Below are 19,639 nucleotides of genomic sequence, written 5' to 3' on the forward strand. Positions count from 1 at the left end.
GTGGCGCGCCGCGGGCCGCGCTCGATCGGCGCGCCGCCGCCCCGCGTTCGCGCGTCGTTGCAGAACGACATCCTGGCGGTCCGCGGGATGCGCGCCGCGCGCGCGTCGAGGCTCGGTTCCCGCCGGGCTTGCGCGCGCCACCGCCGCGCGCGCGGGCTGCCGGCGCGGATCCGGTTCTGGTATTCAGCGGAGCGGCCGGGGGAACACGGAGGAACGATGGCGGAGCGATCGCTGCAGCACCGGGATCCCGATAGCAAGGACGACGAGACGCTGAGGAGAGAAGCGCGCGTGCACCTCGCGAGCGAGCCTGCGCTGCAGCTCGTGGCGGAGCTGATCGCGCGGCTGCGCGAGCTCGATCTGCCGTGGTGGACGCCGGTCAAGCTGCGCGAGCGGTTCGGCGCGGTCGAGCGGATGAGCTGGTTCCGCGAGCGGAGCGACGTTCGCCAGCAGATCACGACCTCCCTCACGGGCCTGTCGCCGCGGGCCGCGCGCCGCAAGACGCCGGACTTCCAGGGCGCGCTCATCGACTCCGTCATCGACGAGGGCGACATCACCCCGCGCGCGTTCGAGGCCGCGTTCGATCCGCGCGATCTCGCCGTGTACGGCCCGGCCGGCGGCTACTGGCAGTTCTTCCGCGAGTCGATGCCGTGGGATCAGGACACGCCGCAGCACCAGGAGATCGTCGCCTGGCTGCTCAAGGCGCTGCTCGCGGACCGGAGCCCGTTCGAGGGCATCGGCAGGACGCCGATCCTCACGCCATGGGACGTGCGCACGGCGATCGACGGCCGGCTGTGGCAGACCCGGATCCCGCTCGAGGTCCGCGTCGCCATCGACAACGCGCGGCTCAAGCAGGAGCGCGAGCGCCCGGGCGTGCCGTTCCACGCCGACGGCGAGCTCGCGATCGCCGGGCCGGACGTGATCGCCGCGAACATCCCGCCGCGCGAGATCCTCCCCGTGGTGCAGCTCGCGCAGAAGGCGATGCGCTTCGACGCGGCGCGCGCCGCCGCGCCGAAGGCGGACGCGCCGAAGGCGGCGCCGGCCGAGGTGTCGTCGGTCCGCAGCGGCGCGCCGGCCGCTGCGCCGCCCGGCGGCGCGCCCGCGCCGTCCGCGCCGGCCGCCGGCGCTCCGGCGTCGACCCCGGCGGCGTCCGCGCCGGCCTCGCCCGGCGGAGCGCCCGCGTCGAAGCCGGCGGCGGCCGCGCCGGTGTCGCCGGCAGGCGCGTCCGGTTCGGCGCCCGCGGCGTCCGCCCCTGCGTCGTCCGGCAACGCGCCCGCCTCTTCGCCGGCGGCGCCTGCCTCGGTGTCGTCCGGCGGCGCGCCGGATCCCGGCAAGCCCACCGCGGCCGCCGCTCCGGGCGGGGCTTCCTCCGGGGCGGCGAGCTCGCCGCCGGCAGGGCTCCCGCCCTCGGTGAGCAGCCCGCCGGCCGGCGCTACTGCCGGCTCGAGGCCCGCCGGGGGCATCACGCCGCCGAGCGCGGTCGTGACGCGGCCGCCGTCGGCCGGCGGCGCCGCGGCGTCCGTCTCGTCGCAGGTGGCCGAGCCGCCGCGCAGCAGGCTCCCGAGCGACCCCGGCGTCTCGTCGGCGCGCGCGTCGACGCCGCCCGCGCCACCTGCGCCGCGCGCGTCGACGCCGCCTGCGCCGCGCGCGTCGACGCCGCCCGCGCCTCCCGCGCCGCGCGCGTCGACGCCGCCCGCGCCGAGCGCCTCGCCGGCCGGGGTCGAGTCGCTCGACGATCTCGAAGCGGAGGACGCCGACGAGGGCGACGGCGCGGCACCCGACAGCGAGCGCACCAATCCGTGGGCGGTCTCGAGCGACGAGAAGGCCAAGGTCGAGGTGGACGACCTGGACGACCTCGGCGAGGTGGAGCCGGCGAGGTAGGGCCGCCCGAGGGCGCGACGCCGCCCCGCAGCGCGCTGCGACGCCTCACCGCCGCGCGGCGCGCCGCCCCACCGCCGCGCGGCCTCACCGCAGCGCGCCGCCTCACCGCAGCGCGCCATCTCACCGCCGCGCGCCGCACCGTATCGCCCGACACAGATCGCCCCGCCGCGCGCGGCCGCCTTCATCTTTCTTCACGAGCGCGCCTGCACATCCTTCACACGCCCTGCGCAGCTTCGTCGTGGCTCGGGGCCGCGCGTCTGCGGCTCCGGCCTCGCAGCCCGGGGCCGCGCGCGTGCGGCTCGGTCTCTGCGACCGGGGCCGCGCGCGTCCGGACGAGCCGGACGCCGCGCGGACATACCCCGTGCACGGATCGACAGCGGAGACGCTCACGGAGGGTGCTCATCATGTTGGGATTCATCGTTGGAACGGCCTGCCTGATCGGCCTGATCATGACCCTGAAGCGCGCCGGCCGGTACGATTGCGGCGGGCACTGGGGCGCGGGGCCGCGCCCCTTCGGCCGGCGCGGCTTCGGCGGATTCGGCTTCCGCCGTCGCTTCTTCCTGTCGTTCCTCTTCGACCGGCTCGGCACCACGCCGTCGCAGGAGAAGGCCATCGTCGCGGCCGTCGACGAGCTCCGCGCCGCCGCGGACGCGCACCGGAGCGAGATCCGCAGCACGCGCGCGGACGTCGCGGCCGCCATGCGGAGCCCGAGCTTCGACGAGACGCGCCTCGGTGAGCTCTTCGCGCGGCACGACACCGCCATCGAGTCGATGCGCAAGGCCGCGGTCGGCGCGCTCGGCAAGGTCCACGCCGTGCTCGAGGACCGCCAGCGCGATCAGCTCGCGGACCTCATCGAGATCGGGCCGGCCGCGTTCCGCGATCTGTGGTCCGGCAGGGCCGGGTGGCGCGGCCACCGCGCCGATCCCTACAGGACGCACGGCGAGTGGGCGTGAAGGAGGCGACGAAGACCATGATGCGACGCCAGATCACGATCACGCTGCTCGTCCTCGGCACCGTCTTCGGTTACGCCTCCGGCTTCTCGGCGCTGCGCTGCCGGGCCGAGGCCCGCCGCGACGCCTTCCAGCGCCACGTCGCCTCCCTCTGCGTGGACGCCGCGCGGGAGGCCGAGCGCTCCTCGTGGCGGACCGCCGCGCCCTCGCGCCCCGCGGCGCCGGAGGACGACACCGCCTCCGGCCGCTGAGCTATACACGAGAGAGGCGGCCGCCGCGCGCTGCCGCCCCTTCCCTTCGGGTCCCTCCATGGCGCTGCGGCTCCTGCTCATCGACGACGACTCCAGGCTCCACGCCCTGCTCGCGAGCTACCTCGAGCAGAACGGCTTCACGGTCACGGTCGCGTGCGACGGCGCGCGGGGCCTCGCGGCGCTCGCCGCGGGCACCTTCGACGCCGTCCTGCTCGACGTGATGATGCCCGGCATGGACGGCATCGAGGTCGTGCGCCGCATCCGGCAGAAGAGCTCGATGCCGATCCTCATGCTCACCGCCCGCGGCGACGAGGCCGATCGCGTGGTCGGCCTCGAGATCGGCGCCGACGACTACATCGCCAAGCCGTTCAGCCCGCGCGAGCTGCTCGCGCGCCTCCGCGCCGTGCTCCGGCGCGCCACGCCCGACGCCGCCGGCGAGCGGATCGTGGCCGGCGACATCGCCATCGACGTGCCCGGCCGCGTGGTCACCGTCGCGGGCAAGCCCACGGAGCTCACCGGCATCGAGTTCGACATCCTCGTCGCCCTCGCGCGGCGCGCCGGCCGCGTCGTCGCCCGCGAGGCGCTCCTCGAGGAGGCCGGCCGCGGCGACGTCAACGTCGGCGGGCGGACCGTCGACGTGCACATCTCGCACCTGCGGCAGAAGCTCGCCGACGACCCGAGGTCGCCGAAGCTCATCAAGACCGTGCGCGGCGTCGGCTACGTGCTCGCAAAGGACCGCGCGTGATGCGCTGCCGCTCGTGGCTGTTCGAGAACGGGCGGAAGGTCTCGATCAACCGCTTCCTCAGCGCCCGGCTGCACCGCCGGATCTTCATGTGGTTCGGCGCGACGATCCTGATCACCGCGTTCGCGGCGATCGCGACGGTCGGCGCCATCGACCGCGTCGGCAACTCCGGCTGGCGGCACGAGCACGCCCGCGCCCAGTCCTTCGTGGGCTACCAGTTCCAGCGGGTCTGGGGCGACCCCGTGGCCCGCGACGCCCTCGCCCGCGTGATCGCGGAGGAGTTCAACACCGACCTGGAGCTCCTCGACGCGAAGGGGCGGCCGCTCGCGCGGTACGGCCAGCCCTGCCGGGTGCAGCCCCTGATCGCGCCGGTCCCCGGCGACGGCGGCTCGCTCGGCACCGTGCTCCTCTGCCCCGGGCGCGGCCGGTCCGGCGCGTCGCTCCGCCTCGCCCTGCCGCTGTTCGCCGTGGCCGCCGTCCTGTGGGCGGCCTCGGGCCTCATCTCGCGCCGCCTCGCGCGCCCGCTCGTCGATCTGGCCCATGTCGTCCACGAGATCGGCGCCGGCAAGCTGTCGAGCCGGGTCCGGCTCGACCGCCACGGCCACGGCGAGGTCGGCGTGGTCGCCGAGGCGGTCAACGACATGGCCGCGCGCATCGAGCGCCAGGTCGCCGACCAGCGAGAGCTCCTCGCCGCCGTGTCGCACGAGCTCCGCACGCCGCTCGCCCGGATCCGCCTGCTCACCGAGATCGCCCGCGGGGACGGCGGGCCGAGCGCGCCCGTGCTCGACGACCTCGATCGCGAGGTCATGGAGATCGACGCGCTCGTCGGCGATCTCCTGGCGAGCTCGCGCATCGACTTCGCGGCGCTCACCCTGACGCGCCTCGACCCGGCCGAGGCCGCGATCCGCGCGCTGGAGCGCGCCGGGCTCGACCCGACGCTGCTGGAGGTCGCCGAGGGGACGCCGGCGTTCGAGGCGGACGCGACGCTGCTGGCGCGCGCGCTCGCCAACCTGCTCGAGAACGCGCGCGCGCACGCGGGCGGGGCCGAGCGGCTGCGCGTCCGCCCCGGCGGTCCGAGCCGCGTCGTCTTCGAGGTCGAGGATCGCGGGCCCGGGTTCGCGGACGGGGAGGAGACGCGCATCTTCGAGCCGTTCTTCCGGCGGGAGCGGTCGCAGGGCGGGGAGAGCGGCGCCGAGCGTGGCTCGCTCGGCCTGGGCCTCGCGCTGTGCAAGCGCATCGCCGAGGCGCACGGGGGTCGCGCGTTCGCCGAGCGCCGCGAGGGCGGCGGGGCGCGCGTGGGCATCGAGCTCGCGCTGCGCCCGCCGGCGAGCGCAGCGCGCCTCCGGGATCGCCCTCGCCGCGCCTAGCGTTCGTTCCCGGAATCCCGGAAGGCATGGCGGCCGCGCGGCGTGGGGCCGGACGCGCAGCGGGCGCCGGGGGGCGGCGGCCCGAGGCGACCGAGGCGACCGGCCCGGCCGCGAGCGGACCGGGCTGGCGCGTTCCCGCTTGACCGCGCGACGGCGCCGGTGCGAGGCTCCGTGAGCTCGCGACCATGCGTATCCTCCTCTGTGAAGATCAGGACGCGATCCGGCGCATGATCGAGGCGCTGGTCGGCGCGAGCGGCCATGAGGTCATCGGCGTCGGCACCGGCCCCGAGGCGGTGGAGCGCGCCTTGACCGAGCCCTTCGATGTCCTCCTGCTCGATCTGATGCTCCCCGGCAGCATGGACGGCTTCGAGGTCTGCGCGCGTCTCCGCGCGGACCCGGCCACGGCCAGCCTGCCGATCGTCGTGATCAGCGCCCTCGACGACCGCGAGGCGCGCGCCCGCGCCGAGGCGCTCGGCGCGACCGCCTACTACGCGAAGCCGTTCCGGCCCCTCGAGCTCCTGGAGCTCATCGGCGGGCTCAAGGCCGCGCGGCGGGCCTGACCGCGCGGCGGGCCTGACCGCCGTCGGGATCCGCGGCTCCCCAGGCCGGCGCAAGAGCGCGCTGGAACGCGGCGCGGGTTTTGGCTACACCCCGCCGTCATGCACACTCGGTGGCGCGGGGTTATGGCTTCGATGCTCGCGGCGGTCGCCCTCTCGGGGCTCGCGGGCTGCGACGGGGACAAGAGCAAGGCGCAGTCCGCCGCCGACGCGGGCGCGCTCGACGCCGGCCCGGCGCTCCCGGTCGTCGGCGGCAAGCTCGGCGCGGAGCTCGCGGCGGCGGCGTCGGGCGGCCCCGAGGCCCGGCCGGCGCCGGGCGGCGCGAAGGACGGTCCGCCGGAGAACGGCGTGTTCTCGCCGCAGGCGGCGGCCGCCGCGCTCGCGAAGGACGCGCCCTACAAGATCGAGGTCATCGACGCCGGCAGCGAGCCGCGCGCCCAGCTCGCCCCGAAGGTCGATCCGAAATCCGAGCAGAAGGTCGCCATGACGCTCGGGCTGCGCATGGGCGGGCCGCAGGGATTGCCGAACCTCGAGCTCGGCCTGAGCATCAAGGCCGACAAGCCGGCGGACACGCCCAAGGAGGGCGCGCCCGCGCCCGCGGCGCCGACGAAGGTGACCGCGAAGGTCACGTCGGCGACGCTCGCGTCCATGTCCATCGGCGGCCCGCCGAAGGAGCTCGCCGACGCGCTGGCGAAGCTGAAGGGGAGCGCCCTGCGCTACGATCTCTCGCCGGCGAACGTGGTCGGCAACCAGAAGCCCGAGCTGGCCAAGGACGCCGACCCCGGGCTCCAGCCGCTGCTCGCCGCCCTCGGGGAGGCGATCGCGCTCCTCACGCCGCCGCTGCCGGACAAGCCCGTCGGCGCGGGGGCCTACTGGATGGTCACCGACCGCGCCGTGGTGTCGGGCGCGCAGCTGCCGGTGCTGCGCTACCGGGTCTTCAAGATCGAGAAGGTGGAGGGGGATGTCGTCTCGTTCAGCGTGGACACGCGCCAGTACGCGGAGGGCGCCGACCTCAAGCTGCCGGGCCCGAACGGCGACGTCACGCTGACCATCGACCGGCTCGACTCCTCCGGCAAGGGCACGCTCACCTGGTCGCCGTCGAGCTACGTGCCCGGCACGGCCGACACCTCGCAGCGGCTCCAGGCGCTGCTCGTGCCCCCCGGCGCCAGCGGCCAGCAAGGCGCCCAGCGCAGCGTCGCTCAGGTCGAGCTCACGGCGAAGATCGCGCCCCCCGCAGCGCAGTAGCCGCCCGCCGCGCGGGCGCGGAGTCGCCGCCCGCCGCGCGGGCGAGGGCGCGCGTGCGCGCCGCTGCGCCGGACCTGGAGAGCATGGCGACCGCGCCGCGCCCCGGAGCGGCGCGGCGCGCAGGGGGCGTTGGCTAATCCCGTGCATGAACGCCCATGCGGGGAGGCGTGGCGGCTGTCCGACCCGGCTGGCAAAGGCGGGCGAGCAGACTGCGCCACGACGGGCGGCATGAGCTACGAGGGCGGGCGGAACATGCACGGGTGCAGCCTCGAGGCCTACCTCGAGGAGCCGGGGATCACCGAGGGACAGCGGCGGCGGCTGCGGCTGTTCCAGACGGTGGAGGACGCCGTGAGCGATCGCGTGGAGCAGCTGTGCACGTGCAGCGAGCTCGAGGTGACCGACGCGGCGATCCTGGTCGTGTCCCCGGCGGCGCGCCGGCTGTTCTTCCGCAGCGGCGCGGCCGGCGGCGCGGAGCCGCCGGCCGCCAGCGTCATCCTCGGCCATCGGGCGCGGCTCCACGCGTTCCTGCACGCCGCGCTGCCGCCCACGGACGAGGCGCCGTTCGACCCCTACGCCGACCTGCTCGCTCCCTCCCCGCCCCAGTGCGTCCGCGTGCTCATCCTCGACGAGGACTCGCTCACGGTGCTGAACTACGGCGCGTTCGTGGTGGTGAGCCTCGACCGCGGCGAGATGCCGACGGCGTAGCGACCGGCCCCCGCGGGCCGATCAGAAGCGCACGGTGAGGCGGAGCGGGCCGACGGCGGCGCGCGGCGGGGCCTGCTTCCGCGGGGCGCCGACGGGGTCGCGGTCGAGGACCAGCACGAGCACGCCGGCGCCCGCCGCGAGGAGGCCGGCGCCCGCGACGATGTCGCCCGCGAGCGCCTGGGCCCGCGCGGCGTCGGCCGCGTCCCCGTCCCGCGTCGGCGCGTCCGACGCGCTCGCGACGCCGAGCAGGCCGATCGCCACGCCCGCCGCGACGGTGGTCAGGCCGCCGGCGAGCAGCACGATCGGCACCACGCGGACCGTCGCTGCGTCGGGCGCGTCGCGGGGCGGCACGCCGCCCGGCAGCGCCCGCGCCGAAGGCGCCCGCGGCCCGGCGGAGGCGCCCGGGGTGGACGCGCCCGGCGCGGGGGCGTCGCGCTCCAGGGTCAGCATGACGACGACGCGGCTCCCCGGCGCCGCGACGACGCTCCGCCGCGCCTCGCGGTAGCCCGGCGCGCTCACGGTCACCACGTGGTTCCCCGGGTTGACCGGCCGAGGCCGATCGAGCGCCGCGGCGGGCACCTCGACCCCGTCGATCTTCACCACCACGCCCGCGACGCCGTCCGGGGAGAGCCTCAGATCGAGCCCGGCGACGTGGCGCTCGAGCTCCTGCACCGCCTGGCGCGCGAGCTTCTCGTACTCCTTCGTCGCCGGCGCGGACGGCTCGACGAGGAACGCGCGGAAGCTCTCCAGCGCCTCGACGAGCTGGCCGGTCTGCTGCTGCGCCACCCCGAGGCTGTAGAGCGTGATCGGCGCGCGCTTGATCGCGAGCGAGCGCTCGTACCGCTCCCGCGCCTCCTCCCAGCGGCCCTGCTTGGCGAACTCGGAGCCCTCGATGAAGATCTCGCGCGCGACCGCGACGTCGGCCGCGCTCTGCGCCGCGGCGGGCGCGGGCGCCGCGAGGAGCCCCGCCGCGGCGATGAGGAGCGCGAGGGGGCCCGCGAGGGCCCGCGTCCGCCGCGCCGTCACGGCCTGAACCGCTCCCCGTCGGCGAGCAGCGAGAACCCGTCGAACCCGGACCACAGGATGAGCTCGGTCCCCGTCCAGACCCCCACACCGTAGCTGTGCTGCTTGTTCGCCACCGCCACGCTCGCGCCCCACCCTGCCACGGGATCGTACAGCTTCCCGTCCTTTCTGGGCATCGCATCGCTCCGCCCGCCCGCGATGAGCGCGCGCGTGCCGGTCCACGCGGTCCAGCCGGTGCGCCGCTCGCTGCGGCTGCGCCGCGAGAGGGCGTCCTTGTCGTCGACGGCGGCCCACGTGCCGGCCGCCGGGTCGTAGATCGCGCCGTCGCCGAGGTCGCGGCCGTCCCTGTCCACGCCGCCCCAGACGAGCAGCCGGCTGCCCATCCAGACCGCGAACGCGTCGGCCCGCGCGCTCGGCGCGCCCGCGCTGGGCAGCGCTCGCCACGCGTCGGTCGTGGGGTTGTAGGCGTACCCGTCGTTCGTGGTCGCGTCGCCGGCGCGCCCGCCGAACAGGTAGAGCTCCGCGCCCGACCACGCCCACGCGACGCCGTCGCGCGCCGGCGCCGCGCCCACGCTGGAGACGGGCGACCACGCGTCGGCGACCGGGTCGTAGAGCGCGCCGCCGCCCACCGGCCCGCCGCCCGCGGCGCCGCCCCAGATCAGGAGGCGCGTGCCGGTCCACACGGCGATCGGCGACCGCCGCGCCGCGGGGGCGTTCGTGGTGCTCATCGCGCGCCAGGTCCGCGCCGCCGGGTCGTACGCGCCGCCGGTGGCCAGGGCCGCCGTGGCCCCGAACGCGCCGCCGCCCCACACGAGCACCCGGGAGCCGGTCCACGCCGCGCCGGCGAGCACGCGGGCCGAGGGGGCGCCCTCGACGCCCAGCGGCGACCACGCGTCGCGCGCCGGATTGTAGAGCGCCCCGTCGTTCACGTCCCTGTTCGCCGTGCGGCCGCCCCACACGAAGAGCGCGTCCCCGATCCAGGCCGCCGCGGCCATCTGCCGCGGCATGGGCGCGCCGGCCGCCGTCATGACGACCCGCGGGGGCGTGCACTCGCCGTCGCGGCACTCGCGGCCGCTCAGGCAGGCGTTGCCGCACGCGCCGCAGTGCTCGACCGAGCCCAGGCTGACGCACGCCCCGTCGCACGCCACGAGGCCGGAGCCGCAGGGCGGGATGCAGGCCCCGCCGGAGCAGATCTCGTCGCCGCTGCAGTCGGCGCTGGTGCAGCACTGGCGGCACGCGACGAGGCTGCAGCACTGCTCTCCGGCGGCGCAGCCCGTGCTCCGGCACGCCGTGCCGCCGGCCTCGCACACGTCGGTGGTGCAGCCGTCGCCGTCCGAGCAGTCCGCGTCCGAGCAGCAGGCGCGGCAGTCTGCGCCGCAGTCGTGCGGCGTGAACCCGCCGCACGCGCACGCGCCGGCGACGCACGCGGCGCCCGGCTTGCAGACGGTGCCGCACGCGCCGCAGTGCTGCGGATCCCTGGCGATGTCGGACTCGCAGCCCGGGACGCTCGCGTCGCAGTCGGCGAAGCCCGCGTCGCAGGCCAGCGCGCCGGCCTCGCAGTGCTGGTGAGGCCCCGCGACGACGTCGCACGCGCCGCAGTGGCGCGGGCTGGTCTGCGTGTCGACGCACGAGAGGCCGCACGTGGTGAGGCCCGGGGCGCAGGTGACCACGCACGACGTGCCGTCGCAGCGCGGCGTGTCCGCCGGGCACTGCACGCCGCAGGCGCCGCAGGTCGCCGGGTCGGTGACGATCGACTCGCAGCCGGGCAGGCCGTCGCAGTCGAGGAGCCCGTTGGTGCAGGCGCAGCCGCCGACCAGGTCGCAGGCCATGCCGTCCGAGCAGGCGTCGCCGCAGGCCCTGCAGCTCTCGGTCGTGCCGAGCGAGGCCTCGCAGCCGTCGTCGGGCGACTGGTTGCAGTCGGCGTACCCCGCCTGGCACCCGCACATGCCCGCCTGGCACTCCATGTTCGGCCCGCAGGTGACGCCGCAGGCGCCGCAGTGCGCGGGGTTCGACGAGCCGTCGGTCTCGCACCCGGTGTCGGAGAGGCCGTCGCAGTCGAGGAGCGGCGGCGCGCAGGCGCACTCCCCCGCGTCGCAGATCGCGCCCGAGGGGCAGCGGAGGGAGCAGCCGCCGCAGCGCTCGGGATCGCTCTTGAGATCGATCTCGCAGCCGTTCGTGACGATGTTCCCGTCGCAGTTGTCGAAGCCGAAGACGCACTCGGACGAGCAGTGGCCGCCCACGCAGAGCGTGTTCGGGCACGCCGCGCCGCAGGCGCCGCAGTTCGACGGATCGTTCAGCACGCTCGTGCACGCGCCGTCGCAGCACGACTCGCCGGCGCCGCAGGCGTTGCCGCAGGCGCCGCAGTGCCCTGGGTCCTGCCTCAGGTCGACGCACGCCCCGCCGCAGCACGCGTCCGCCGGGCAGTCCGGCGCGCAGCCGCCGGTCGACGTGCTGCCCGGCGCGCCGGCGCCGCCCTCGGACGGCTTGTCGGAGAGGGCGCTGTCCGCGAGCAGCGAGCAGGCGCCGGTGAGCACGGCGAGGGCGAGCAGCAGCGGCCACCGCGCGCCGAGCGTGGGCTCGCGATGTCGCGCTCCGCGAGCGGGCCTCACGTTCATCGGCATCGCGGCTTCAGAAGTTCGGCCGAGCCGGGACCGGCAGGGCGGCGGAAGGGGTCTTCGAGGTCGACCGCGGGGCGGCGCTCCGCCGCGCGCCCGTGTTCCGGGGCGACGCCGCGGGACCGGCGCCGCCGTCCGTCGGCTCGCGGCGCGGCTCGCCGGCGGCCGCCGGCGCTCCGGCCGAGCGCGCCGGCGCGGGCTCGGCCTGGCTCCCGGCGCCTTGCCCGGCCGTCTGGGCGGTGGCGGCGGGCGAGGGCAGATCGCGCGGCGCGGCGGACGTCGCGGCCGGGGGCGGGTCGGCGCCGCCGTCGCGCGCGGTCACGCCTCCCAGGGTGAACAGCGCGACGCCGATCGTGACGACGGCCGCGACCGCCGCCAGCGCGAGGACGGCGGAGCGCCGCCGGCCCGAGGGCGGCAGCGCGATCTCCTCGCGCTCCTCGCGCGCGAGCGTCTCCACGTCCGGCCCGATGCGCGGCGGGCGCGCGGCCGGCCGCTCCGAGAGGCGCCGCTGGCCGCCGTCGCTCAGCCAGTGCACGGCGAGCGACGTCCCGGTCACGTCCTCCTCGACCCCGTTCTCGGTGGCCCACCGCGCGAGCGCCACGCCCATGTCGCGCATGGTCCGCCACCGCCCGGCGCGCTCCTTCGCGAGCCCGCGCTCGATGATGCTCCACAGCGCCGCGTCGCCGACGCCGAGGTCGGTGATCGGCACCGGATCCTTCACGAGGATCGCGGCCACGAGGTCGTGGTAGTTGCCGCCGAGGAACGGCCGCTGCCCCGTGAGCGTCTCGTAGAGCACCACCGAGAACGCCCAGACGTCGGTCTGCCCGTCGACGTCGGTGATGCCGCGGGCCTGCTCGGGCGACATGTAGTCGGGGCTGCCGAGCACCGTGCCCGCCTTGGTCACGTCGCCGCCCGCGGTCTCGCTCCACACCTTGGCGATGCCGAAGTCGACGATCTTGGGGATGACGTCGCCGCGATCGTTCTTCACGAGGAAGATGTTCTCGGGCTTGAGATCGCGGTGGACGATCCTGCGGTCGTGCGCCGCGGCGAGGGCGCTCGCGATCGGCAGCAGGATGCGGAGCGCGGCCGCGGGCGAGAAGCGCTTCCGGCGCTCGATCGCCTCGACCAGCTGCTCGCCGCGGAGGACCTCCATCACGATGTACGGGTCGCGGTGATCGGACTCCCCGAAGTCGAGCACTCGGACGATCGAGGGGTGATCGATCCGCGCCGCGGCGCGCGCCTCCTGCTGGAGGCGCAGCGTCGCCTCGGTCGAGGTGACCTCGCGCCGGATGAACTTGAGCGCGACGTCGATGTTCAGCACGTCGTTGTGGGCCAGCCACACCATCCCCATGCCGCCTTCGCCGAGGACGTAGCGCAGCCGGTACTTGCCGCCGATCACGTCGCCTTCGCGGTAGATGCGCCGCGTCGACCGCGCCGGGCCGAGCGACGGCGCGCCGGCCTGCCGGAGCGACGACAGGAGCGATGGATCGAGCGACTCCGGATCGAGCAGCTCCGGGTCGCCCGAATCGGGAGCGCTGCCGCGCGGGAAGGCCGCGGACGACGACGAGGGGCGGCTCACGCCATCAGCCCGCAGCGTCGATCCCGTCGAGGGTGCGGGCGCGGAGGTTGAGCGCGGCGACATGGAGCGAGGGTATTCTAACTTTGCCGGTCTCCTACAGCCATGGTCTCGCGCGGCCGTTGCGCGCGCGGCGAGCGCGCGCTCGCCGCAGGGGCGCCCGGTCAGCGCGCTCGCCGCGCGCCGTCGCCGGGAGCGCACACCTCGTGCGATGTGCGCCGACCGGCGACAGGGCGGTGGCCGGTCTTGTGCTCCACGAGGATTTTTACCCGCGGGCCGATGCGCACCGTGAGCGGGCCGACGTGCTCGTGCACGTCCCCATCGCACACGTAGCGGACCACACCGGAGCGCGCCTCGAGCACCGCGCGCTGCGCGATCTTCTCGAAGGTGTGCGCCTCGCCCATCGGCTGCGCCCGCCAGATGTCGCGCAGCTTCCGCACGAAGCCGAGCGCGGAGGTGTGGATGCCCAGCATGTGGAAGCTCTCGGGGCGCTCGTCGTAGCGGTGGAACGGGCGGAACCCGAGGCCGATCTGGTCGACGGTGCCGGCGGCGACGGCGAGGTAGTCGCGGTCCGGGAAGCCCGAGCCGTCGTCGAAGTGGACGCGGCCCTCCCAGCGCGCGGCGACCTGGGTGTCGGTCTTGAGGAGCACGGCGGCGCTCGCGCGGGCGAGGACCTTCGCGGCCCAGATCGCGTTCCGCTCCTCGCTGCGGTTGTACTCGGCGATGAACCCGTGGACGCAGCCGGTGCCGAAGATGAAGCCGTAGTGGGCGCCGATGTGCATCACGTGGCGCTCGACCCAGCGCAGCGGGTGCCGGCCGCGGTCGGTGTAGCGGGCGATGAGCCCGGCGAGCAGGCCGTCGGGGCGCCCGCGGGGGACGCCGACCGCGTTGGCCACGGTGTTCATCGTCCCGCCGCGCAGGAACGCGATCGGCGGCAGCGGCTCGTCCTCGTAGACGTCGAGGAAGCCGGTGATGGTGACGTGGTTCGTGCCGTCGCCCCCCGAGATGCCGAGCACGTCGATGGAGAGCTTCCTGAAGTCCTCCGCGATCCGGGCGAGGTCCTCGCGGGTGCGCGCGGTGCGGACGACGCCGTGGTCGCCGAGCGCGCGCGCGAGCCGGACGGCCGCGCGGGGATCGCTCAGGTTCTGGCGCGAGCGGGGGTTGATGATGACGCCGATGCCGCCCATCTAGCGCCGGCCTTTCGGCGTCTTCCACCGCGGCTTGAGGTGGACCCGCATGACGTCCGCCATCAGGCCGAGGTGGGCGCAGTGGTCGGGCTTGTCGTCGCCGGTGTACCCGCGGAGGTGGAAGTCGCCGCGGTCGAAGCGCCGGATCATGTCGAGGCCGAGCACGTCGCGGCGCGAGGAGCCGCGCGGCTTGCCCCGCAGCTGCTGCACGATGAAGGTCGCCGTCTCCGCGGTCGACGCGTAGCCGGGCGGCAGGATGGAGGAGTGGCTCATGAACATGAACGCCTCGCCCGCCGCGGCGCGCCGCGCGAACGCGATGAACGGCTCGATCTGCGCGACCTTGAGCTTGTGCTGCTGCTCGTCGGCGTACCCGGCGTGCAGCGAGTCGAGCAGCACGAGCGCGTCGACCCGCTTGCCGGCGGGCTGGCGCAGGATCTGCTCGATGGCGCCGTAGCCGGCGCTCCAGGCCGACAGGCCGAGCTTCCGGATGTAGACCTTCTTCTTGCCGGTCTTCTTCGCCACCGCGCGCTCGATGCTGTCGAGCAGGTTCTCGAAGACGTAGGGCGCCGAGAAGGCGCTCGAGTACGCGCCGGAGCCGATGCCGAGGTCGATGCCGACGAGGACGGCGCCGTCGGCCGTCTTCACGAACTCCTTCCGGAGCGCCTCGTGGCCGTGGAAGTGGATGAGGACGTCGAAGCCGCCGCGCTTCGTGACCCCGCCCTTGTGGGGCATGATCATCTGCCCCATCGAGGGCGCGCGGGACCACCGGTCGTAGACGCCCCAGCCGGGATCGGGCGTCATGCACGGGTTGATGTCGCCGCGGCGCTTCTTCGAGGGGGTCGCGCGGCTGCTGGTCGCTCCCGGCCGGTCGCGCCGCGTCGGGCTGCGATCGGCGCGCTGGCCGGCTTCCGGGGCTGCGCCGCCCCCGCCGGAGGGCGGGGCGCCGGCGCCGTCCGCCGCGGGCGCGCCGTCCGCCGCGGGCGCGCCGTCGTCCTGGGGCGCGCCGTCGTCCTGGGGCGCGCCGTCGTCCTGGGCCGCGCCAGCCGGCGGGGCGGCCTGCGCGGCCGGCGGAGGCTCCGGGGGCGCGCCGGCGTTCGCGGCGGCCGGGTCCTGCGCCGCTGCAGGGGGCGCGGCGAGCCACCAGGTGGCGGCGAGCAGCGAGAGGAGCGCCCATCGCCCGGGGGGCCGGCGGGCCTGCAGAGGAGTTTTCATGTCGGGTGGGCCTCCATTCCATGGAACCGCGTGCGGATCGAGCGCTCGGTGCAGGGGCGCCGCCGCGGCGCCGTCCGCTGCGACGGCGCGCGGGCGTCCGGCGGCGGCGCAGGCGGCGGGCGGGGCGCCCGGCTCGGGCGAGCGTCACCCCGGCGGCGGCTTCCCCTGGGGGAAGGCCGCGCCGGCGTCGGCGGCGGCGAGGATGCGCTCCTCGGCCTGTGAGGCGAGCTTCTCGACGGCCGCGGCGGCGTCGGCGGGGGGCAGCGAGCGGAGGAACTGGATGAACTCCGGCTCGAGGCCGGGCTTCACGCCGCTCAGGACGAGCACGATCGGGATGGCGGGCTTCTCCACCTCGGCGAGCTCGGTGGCGCGGGCGCGCCAGCGGCTCGCCCCGATGGCGAGGCGGAAGGCCCACTGCCCGCCGAGGCCGATGAGGAGGCCGGCCATGACGCCCGCGACGAAGAGGTCGGCGTCCTTCGGTGCGAGGAGCGCGGCGGAGAGCCCGCCGATGGCCGCGCCGATGACGATGCCGGGCTCGCCGCTGTTGTGCGCGGCGGCGGTCTTCAGGATCTCGGCGGCCTGCATGCCCGGGCGCCCGCTGCGGACGGCGTCGCGGAGCGGCAGCAGCGTCGCGAGGCGGCGCATCGAGGCGGCGCGCACGCCCAGGTAGCTGATGAGCAGGGCGCAGACGGTCAGCCCGACGCCGACGCTCACCGCCACGCGCCGGGAGAAGACGCCCTGGGGGAGCGGCTCGCGGACCATCGCGGTGAGCGCGCGCTCCCGGTCGCGCTCGGCGTTCGCCTTGTAGGCGGCCTCGGCGTCCTTGGTGGCCTGCGCGACCTTGTCGGCGGGGATGTCGGCGAGGAGCGAGAGCAGCTGCTTCGCCGCCTCGAACTGCTCGGCCTCGGCGGTGCCCGGCGGCGTGATCGCGGCCGCCTTGACGATGGCGTCCCAGGCGGGGATCGCGCTCACGCGCGCCCCGAGGAGCGCCTCGGTCGCCTCGCGGCAGCCGGCGAGGGTCTTGACCTGCTTGTAGAGCGGCTGGGCGGAGGCCCAGGCGCCCTGCTTGTCCGGCTCCTTGGGCTTCGGCGGCGGCGTGGTGCGCTGCGCGCGCGTCTTCGTGACCGGCGGCGGCGCCGGGGGCTCCTCGCCCGGGGCGGGCATGCGCGCGGACTTCGCGGCCTTCTTGAACAGGTCGATCTCGACGATGAGCTTCTCGCCGGCGAGGGCGCACGCGCGCGCGGGGGCGATGCGGGCCTCGGACTCCTCGGCCTGCCGCCGCGCGGCCGGGTCGGGGACGAGCCTGCCCTCCACGGTCACGAGGCGGAGGACCGCCACGGCGATGCACAGGACGAGGATGGCCGAGGCGATGAAGGTGGCGCGGACCTCCTCGCGCCGGGTGTACTCGTTCACGCTCGCTCCCTCGGAAGTACCGGAGATGGGCAGGTCGGCGCGAGGGCCGTGCGCGCCGGGGCGGCCGAGCGGCCGGCCGGACGCGCGGCGCCACGATCGGCGTCGCGGCCGTCACGGCAGGGGGACACCGAGGGAGCGCGAGCCCGTCGCATGCAGTTCACCGTTTAAACCAGATGCCGGACCGATACCACAGCGTCGCTCGCAATGGGGTCCGCTGCTTCCCTCGCGTCGGCGTCGGCGCGGTTCCGCGCGGTCGCGCGCGGTTCGGCGCGGTGCTCTGCGCCCCCGAGCGCCCTGGAACTTGCTCCGCCCCGGGGCGCTTCGTGTAAGGGTGCGGGGAAGGCGTGGAGGCTGCCGTCACATCCCACAAGTCCGTCGAGACCGCTGCCCCGGCGCGTGCCGCGCTGTCCGAGCAGGGAGCGGAGGCCGCGAGGCGCGGCGCCCCCGCGGGGGCGCCCGGCGCGGCGGCGGCGTCCGGCGCGGCGGTGACGTCCGGCGCGGCGGTGACGTCCGGCGCGGCGGTGACGTCCGGCGCGGCGGTGACGTCCGGCGCGGCGGCGGAGCGGACGGCGAGCCGGGGGCTGTGGATCTCGTCGACCTACTTCGCCGAGGGCTTGCCCTACGCGATCGCGCACAAGGTGGCGGGGGAGTTCTTCACGGCGGCGGGGGCGAGCCTCCAGATCATCGGCCTCGTGTCGCTCTACGGGCTCCCGTGGAACCTCAAGTTCCTCTGGAGCCCGCTGGTCGACCTCCACGGCAGCGCGCGGCGCTGGCTCGTGGGGGCCGAGATCGCGCTCGCGGTGATCCTGCTCGGCCTCGCCGCGACGGCGGAGAGCGGCGCGCTCGGGCTCGTCGCGGCGCTGTTCGGGCTGGTCGCCGTCGCGGCGGCGACGCACGACATCGCAGTCGACGGCTTCTATCTGCAGGCGCTCGACAAGGACGCGCAGGCAGCGTTCTCGGGGCTGCGGGTCGGGGCGTACCGGCTGGCGCTGCTCGCGGGCGCGCTCCTGGTCGCGTTCGCGGGCTGGGCGTCCTTCGGCGCGTCGTTCGCCGTCGCGGCGGCCTCGCTCGCGCTGCTCGCGGGCGCGCACGCCGTGGGGTTGCCGCGCCCGGCGGCGGCGCCCGCGCCCGGCGCCACGGCATCCGGAGCGGCGGCGGCGCCCGGGGCGGCGGCGTCGGGAGCCGCCGGGCTGCGGCGGTACGTCGAGCCGTTCCGTGTGTTCCTGCGCCAGCCCCGGATCGCGTCGAGCCTCGCGTTCATCCTCTGCTACCGGGCGGGGGACGCGCTCATGTTCGCGATGTCGTCGCCGCTGCTGAAGGACCTCGGCCTCGACACGGCGGCGCGCGGCAACGTGGCCGGCGTCGGCACGGTCGCCTCGATCGCCGGCTCGACCCTCGGCGGTGTGCTCATCAAGCGGTGGGGGCTCGCGCGCACGATCTTCCCCATCGCGCTCCTGCAGAGCCTGGCGATCCTGCTCTACGTGGCGCTCGCGTGGCTCCGGCCGGCGCTCCCGTGGATCGTCGCGCTCGTCACGCTCGAGCAGCTCGCCGCCGGGATCGGCACGGCGGTGCTCGTGGTGTTCCTGATGCGGCGCTGCGTGGACGGGTACAAGTCGTCGCACTTCGCGATCGGGTCGGCGCTGATGTCGGTCTCGGCGACGTTCGCCGGCAGCGTGAGCGGCTACCTCGCCGCCAGCGTGGGGTTCACGGCGTTCTTCGCGATCGCCTTCGCGGCGTCGATCCCGGGGGTCGTCCTGTCGCGCTGGGTGCCGCGGGAGTAGCCGCCGCCGGTCGCGGAGGCGCAGGCTTACTCCGCGTCGGGGCCGAGCAACCAGGCGAGCAGGGCCTCGGTGTCCAGCTCGAACACGGCGGCAGCCGCCTGGAGATCGCCCAGCGTGCTCGCCCTGTTGGCCACGGCGGCTTGCTCCGCGGCGCTCAGCTCGCGGCGCAGCCTGCGCGCGAGCACGCTCCGCAGCATCTCCTCGATACCCTGTCTGCGGCCCTTCTCGATGCCCTTCTCGATACCCTGCTCGAACACCTCCCGCAGGGTTTCGCTCGCCAGGATCGACTGCTGATCCAGCTCCTGTACTCGCATCCTGATCTCCTTGTGCCAAGTGTGCCCCCAGGGGGCCAGCTCCGCTAGCACCTGCATCACCGCATACAGCTCCGCGCGCTGCTCGTCGCGAGGCTCGCGGCGGCGGATCTCCTCGATCACCTGCCGGATCGATCCTTCCGTGGCGTCGACGGCGAGGGGCGTGAAGACGAGCCAGAACACGCCCGGTCGCGCCATCAGCTCGGCCACCTTGCGCTGGTAGACAGCCTCGATGCGGAAGCTCTGTCCGCAGAAGCGCTCGCTCTCGGGCCAGTTCGTGCGGAACTGCCCCTCGAGCGGCCACGGAGCCGCGCGCCCGCTGAGGAGGACGGCCACGCTCTCCACCGGGGGAATGGCGCCGTCGCCCCGGCCCGGGTCCACCGCGGCGCGGAGCGAGAGGACGAGCAGGACCGCGTACTCGAACATGCGGAGGGCGAGGTCACTGCCCGGCGCGACGATGAACTCCAGCTGCACCAGGCGCCGCTGACCGCCGCCGCGGAGCTCGAGGACCCGGTCGATCCTGCGCTCCAGCGCGGTCAGCTGCGTCTCGACCCACGAGACCGAGTCAACCGCAAATTCGAGCGTCAGACCCTGAGCGAGCTCGTCGCCGCAGCGCAGCGCGATGTGCCGCAAGGCGATGTCGTACTGACCCATTCCACCGATCTCCACCCGGGCGCACGCAGCGAGAGAGGCCGCTGCGCCCGGCTGCCCCAGCGCTCCACCTCGACCCTCGACCGGCCCTGTGCCGCCCGAGGTGCTCTCGTTGTGGATTCCGGTCAGGAGGCGCGGACGATCTGAAAATGAGACGAGAGGTCTGCCGCGCTCG

16 protein-coding genes are annotated in these 19,639 nt (G+C 75.6%); 9 read left to right on the forward strand and 7 right to left on the reverse strand.

What is annotated here, in order from left to right:
* Positions 1–216: 216 nt before the first annotated feature.
* The 8 genes from WME83_RS12565 to WME83_RS12600 all read left to right on the forward strand — a co-directional run bounded on the left by WME83_RS12565 (position 217) and on the right by WME83_RS12600 (position 7,695).
* A complete protein-coding gene (locus tag WME83_RS12565; RefSeq protein ID WP_437319517.1) occupies positions 217–1,878 on the forward strand; it encodes a hypothetical protein in 1,662 nt (553 codons plus the stop codon).
* A gap of 404 nt (positions 1,879–2,282) precedes the next feature.
* On the forward strand, positions 2,283–2,831 hold the full coding sequence (locus WME83_RS12570; RefSeq protein WP_437319518.1) for a Spy/CpxP family protein refolding chaperone: 549 nt from the start codon (positions 2,283–2,285) through the stop codon (positions 2,829–2,831).
* A 17-nt stretch (positions 2,832–2,848) separates the two neighbouring features.
* Positions 2,849–3,079, forward strand: a complete 231-nt coding sequence (locus WME83_RS12575) for a hypothetical protein (protein WP_437319519.1) — start codon at positions 2,849–2,851, stop codon at positions 3,077–3,079.
* 58 nt (positions 3,080–3,137) lie between these two features.
* The gene (locus tag WME83_RS12580) at positions 3,138–3,824 is read left to right on the forward strand and encodes a response regulator (RefSeq protein ID WP_437319520.1); all 687 of its coding nucleotides are present in this window, start codon (positions 3,138–3,140) and stop codon (positions 3,822–3,824) included.
* A complete protein-coding gene (locus WME83_RS12585) occupies positions 3,824–5,188 on the forward strand; it encodes an ATP-binding protein (RefSeq protein ID WP_437319521.1) in 1,365 nt (454 codons plus the stop codon). Before WME83_RS12580 ends, WME83_RS12585 begins: the two co-directional genes overlap by 1 nt.
* 185 nt (positions 5,189–5,373) lie before the next feature.
* Positions 5,374–5,748: a response regulator gene (locus WME83_RS12590; protein ID WP_061628100.1), complete on the forward strand. Its 375-nt coding sequence runs from the start codon at positions 5,374–5,376 to the stop codon at positions 5,746–5,748.
* A gap of 123 nt (positions 5,749–5,871) precedes the next feature.
* Positions 5,872–6,990: a hypothetical protein gene (locus tag WME83_RS12595; protein ID WP_437319522.1), complete on the forward strand. Its 1,119-nt coding sequence runs from the start codon at positions 5,872–5,874 to the stop codon at positions 6,988–6,990.
* Between the two features lie 141 nt (positions 6,991–7,131).
* Positions 7,132–7,695 carry a hypothetical protein gene (locus WME83_RS12600; RefSeq protein ID WP_437319523.1) on the forward strand — a complete coding sequence of 188 codons (564 nt, stop codon included), beginning with the start codon at positions 7,132–7,134 and terminating at the stop codon, positions 7,693–7,695.
* 21 nt (positions 7,696–7,716) lie between these two features.
* Here the strand turns inward: WME83_RS12600 and WME83_RS12605 are convergent, their stop codons facing one another.
* From WME83_RS12605 to WME83_RS12630, 6 genes are all read right to left on the reverse strand, one after another.
* Positions 7,717–8,721 (reverse strand): PEGA domain-containing protein, encoded by a 1,005-nt coding sequence (locus tag WME83_RS12605; protein ID WP_437319524.1) that lies wholly within the window; start codon positions 8,719–8,721, stop codon positions 7,717–7,719.
* Positions 8,718–11,333 carry a Kelch repeat-containing protein gene (locus WME83_RS12610; RefSeq protein WP_437319525.1) on the reverse strand — a complete coding sequence of 872 codons (2,616 nt, stop codon included), beginning with the start codon at positions 11,331–11,333 and terminating at the stop codon, positions 8,718–8,720. The genes WME83_RS12605 and WME83_RS12610 overlap by 4 nt, the downstream gene beginning before the upstream one ends.
* Before the next feature lie 13 nt (positions 11,334–11,346).
* Complete coding sequence (locus WME83_RS12615) at positions 11,347–12,912, reverse strand: serine/threonine-protein kinase (protein ID WP_437319526.1); 1,566 nt, start codon at positions 12,910–12,912, stop codon at positions 11,347–11,349.
* 161 nt (positions 12,913–13,073) lie between these two features.
* Positions 13,074–14,096 (reverse strand): diacylglycerol/lipid kinase family protein, encoded by a 1,023-nt coding sequence (locus WME83_RS12620; protein WP_437319527.1) that lies wholly within the window; start codon positions 14,094–14,096, stop codon positions 13,074–13,076.
* Positions 14,097–15,308 carry a hypothetical protein gene (locus WME83_RS12625; RefSeq protein WP_437319528.1) on the reverse strand — a complete coding sequence of 404 codons (1,212 nt, stop codon included), beginning with the start codon at positions 15,306–15,308 and terminating at the stop codon, positions 14,097–14,099. It lies immediately after the preceding gene.
* Between the two features lie 144 nt (positions 15,309–15,452).
* Positions 15,453–16,721 (reverse strand): hypothetical protein, encoded by a 1,269-nt coding sequence (locus WME83_RS12630; protein WP_437319529.1) that lies wholly within the window; start codon positions 16,719–16,721, stop codon positions 15,453–15,455.
* 344 nt (positions 16,722–17,065) lie between these two features.
* Between WME83_RS12630 and WME83_RS12635 the strand changes: the two genes are divergently transcribed.
* On the forward strand, positions 17,066–18,502 hold the full coding sequence (locus tag WME83_RS12635; RefSeq protein WP_437319530.1) for an MFS transporter: 1,437 nt from the start codon (positions 17,066–17,068) through the stop codon (positions 18,500–18,502).
* 26 nt (positions 18,503–18,528) lie between these two features.
* Here WME83_RS12635 and WME83_RS12640 read toward each other — a convergent pair whose 3' ends face one another.
* Positions 18,529–19,467, reverse strand: a complete 939-nt coding sequence (locus tag WME83_RS12640; protein WP_437319531.1) for a hypothetical protein — start codon at positions 19,465–19,467, stop codon at positions 18,529–18,531.
* Positions 19,468–19,639: the final 172 nt, after the last annotated feature.

Origin of the sequence: Sorangium sp. So ce385 (genome assembly GCF_051474135.1) — a bacterium.
In the GTDB taxonomy this organism is placed as follows: Bacteria; Myxococcota_A; Polyangia; order Polyangiales; family Polyangiaceae; genus Sorangium; species Sorangium cellulosum_D.

Bases quoted from the DNA above. Each gene is read 5' to 3' on its own strand.
- WME83_RS12565 (WP_437319517.1), top strand. From the start codon at position 217: ATGGCGGAGCGATCGCTGCAGCACCGGGATCCCGATAGCAAGGACGAC.
- WME83_RS12570 (WP_437319518.1), top strand. From the start codon at position 2,283: ATGTTGGGATTCATCGTTGGAACGGCCTGCCTGATCGGCCTGATCATG.
- WME83_RS12575 (WP_437319519.1), top strand. From the start codon at position 2,849: ATGATGCGACGCCAGATCACGATCACGCTGCTCGTCCTCGGCACCGTC.
- WME83_RS12580 (WP_437319520.1), top strand. From the start codon at position 3,138: ATGGCGCTGCGGCTCCTGCTCATCGACGACGACTCCAGGCTCCACGCC.
- WME83_RS12585 (WP_437319521.1), top strand. From the start codon at position 3,824: ATGCGCTGCCGCTCGTGGCTGTTCGAGAACGGGCGGAAGGTCTCGATC.
- WME83_RS12590 (WP_061628100.1), top strand. From the start codon at position 5,374: ATGCGTATCCTCCTCTGTGAAGATCAGGACGCGATCCGGCGCATGATC.
- WME83_RS12595 (WP_437319522.1), top strand. From the start codon at position 5,872: ATGGCTTCGATGCTCGCGGCGGTCGCCCTCTCGGGGCTCGCGGGCTGC.
- WME83_RS12610 (WP_437319525.1), bottom strand. From the start codon at position 11,333: ATGAACGTGAGGCCCGCTCGCGGAGCGCGACATCGCGAGCCCACGCTC.
- WME83_RS12620 (WP_437319527.1), bottom strand. From the start codon at position 14,096: ATGGGCGGCATCGGCGTCATCATCAACCCCCGCTCGCGCCAGAACCTG.
- WME83_RS12625 (WP_437319528.1), bottom strand. From the start codon at position 15,308: ATGAAAACTCCTCTGCAGGCCCGCCGGCCCCCCGGGCGATGGGCGCTC.
- WME83_RS12640 (WP_437319531.1), bottom strand. From the start codon at position 19,467: ATGGGTCAGTACGACATCGCCTTGCGGCACATCGCGCTGCGCTGCGGC.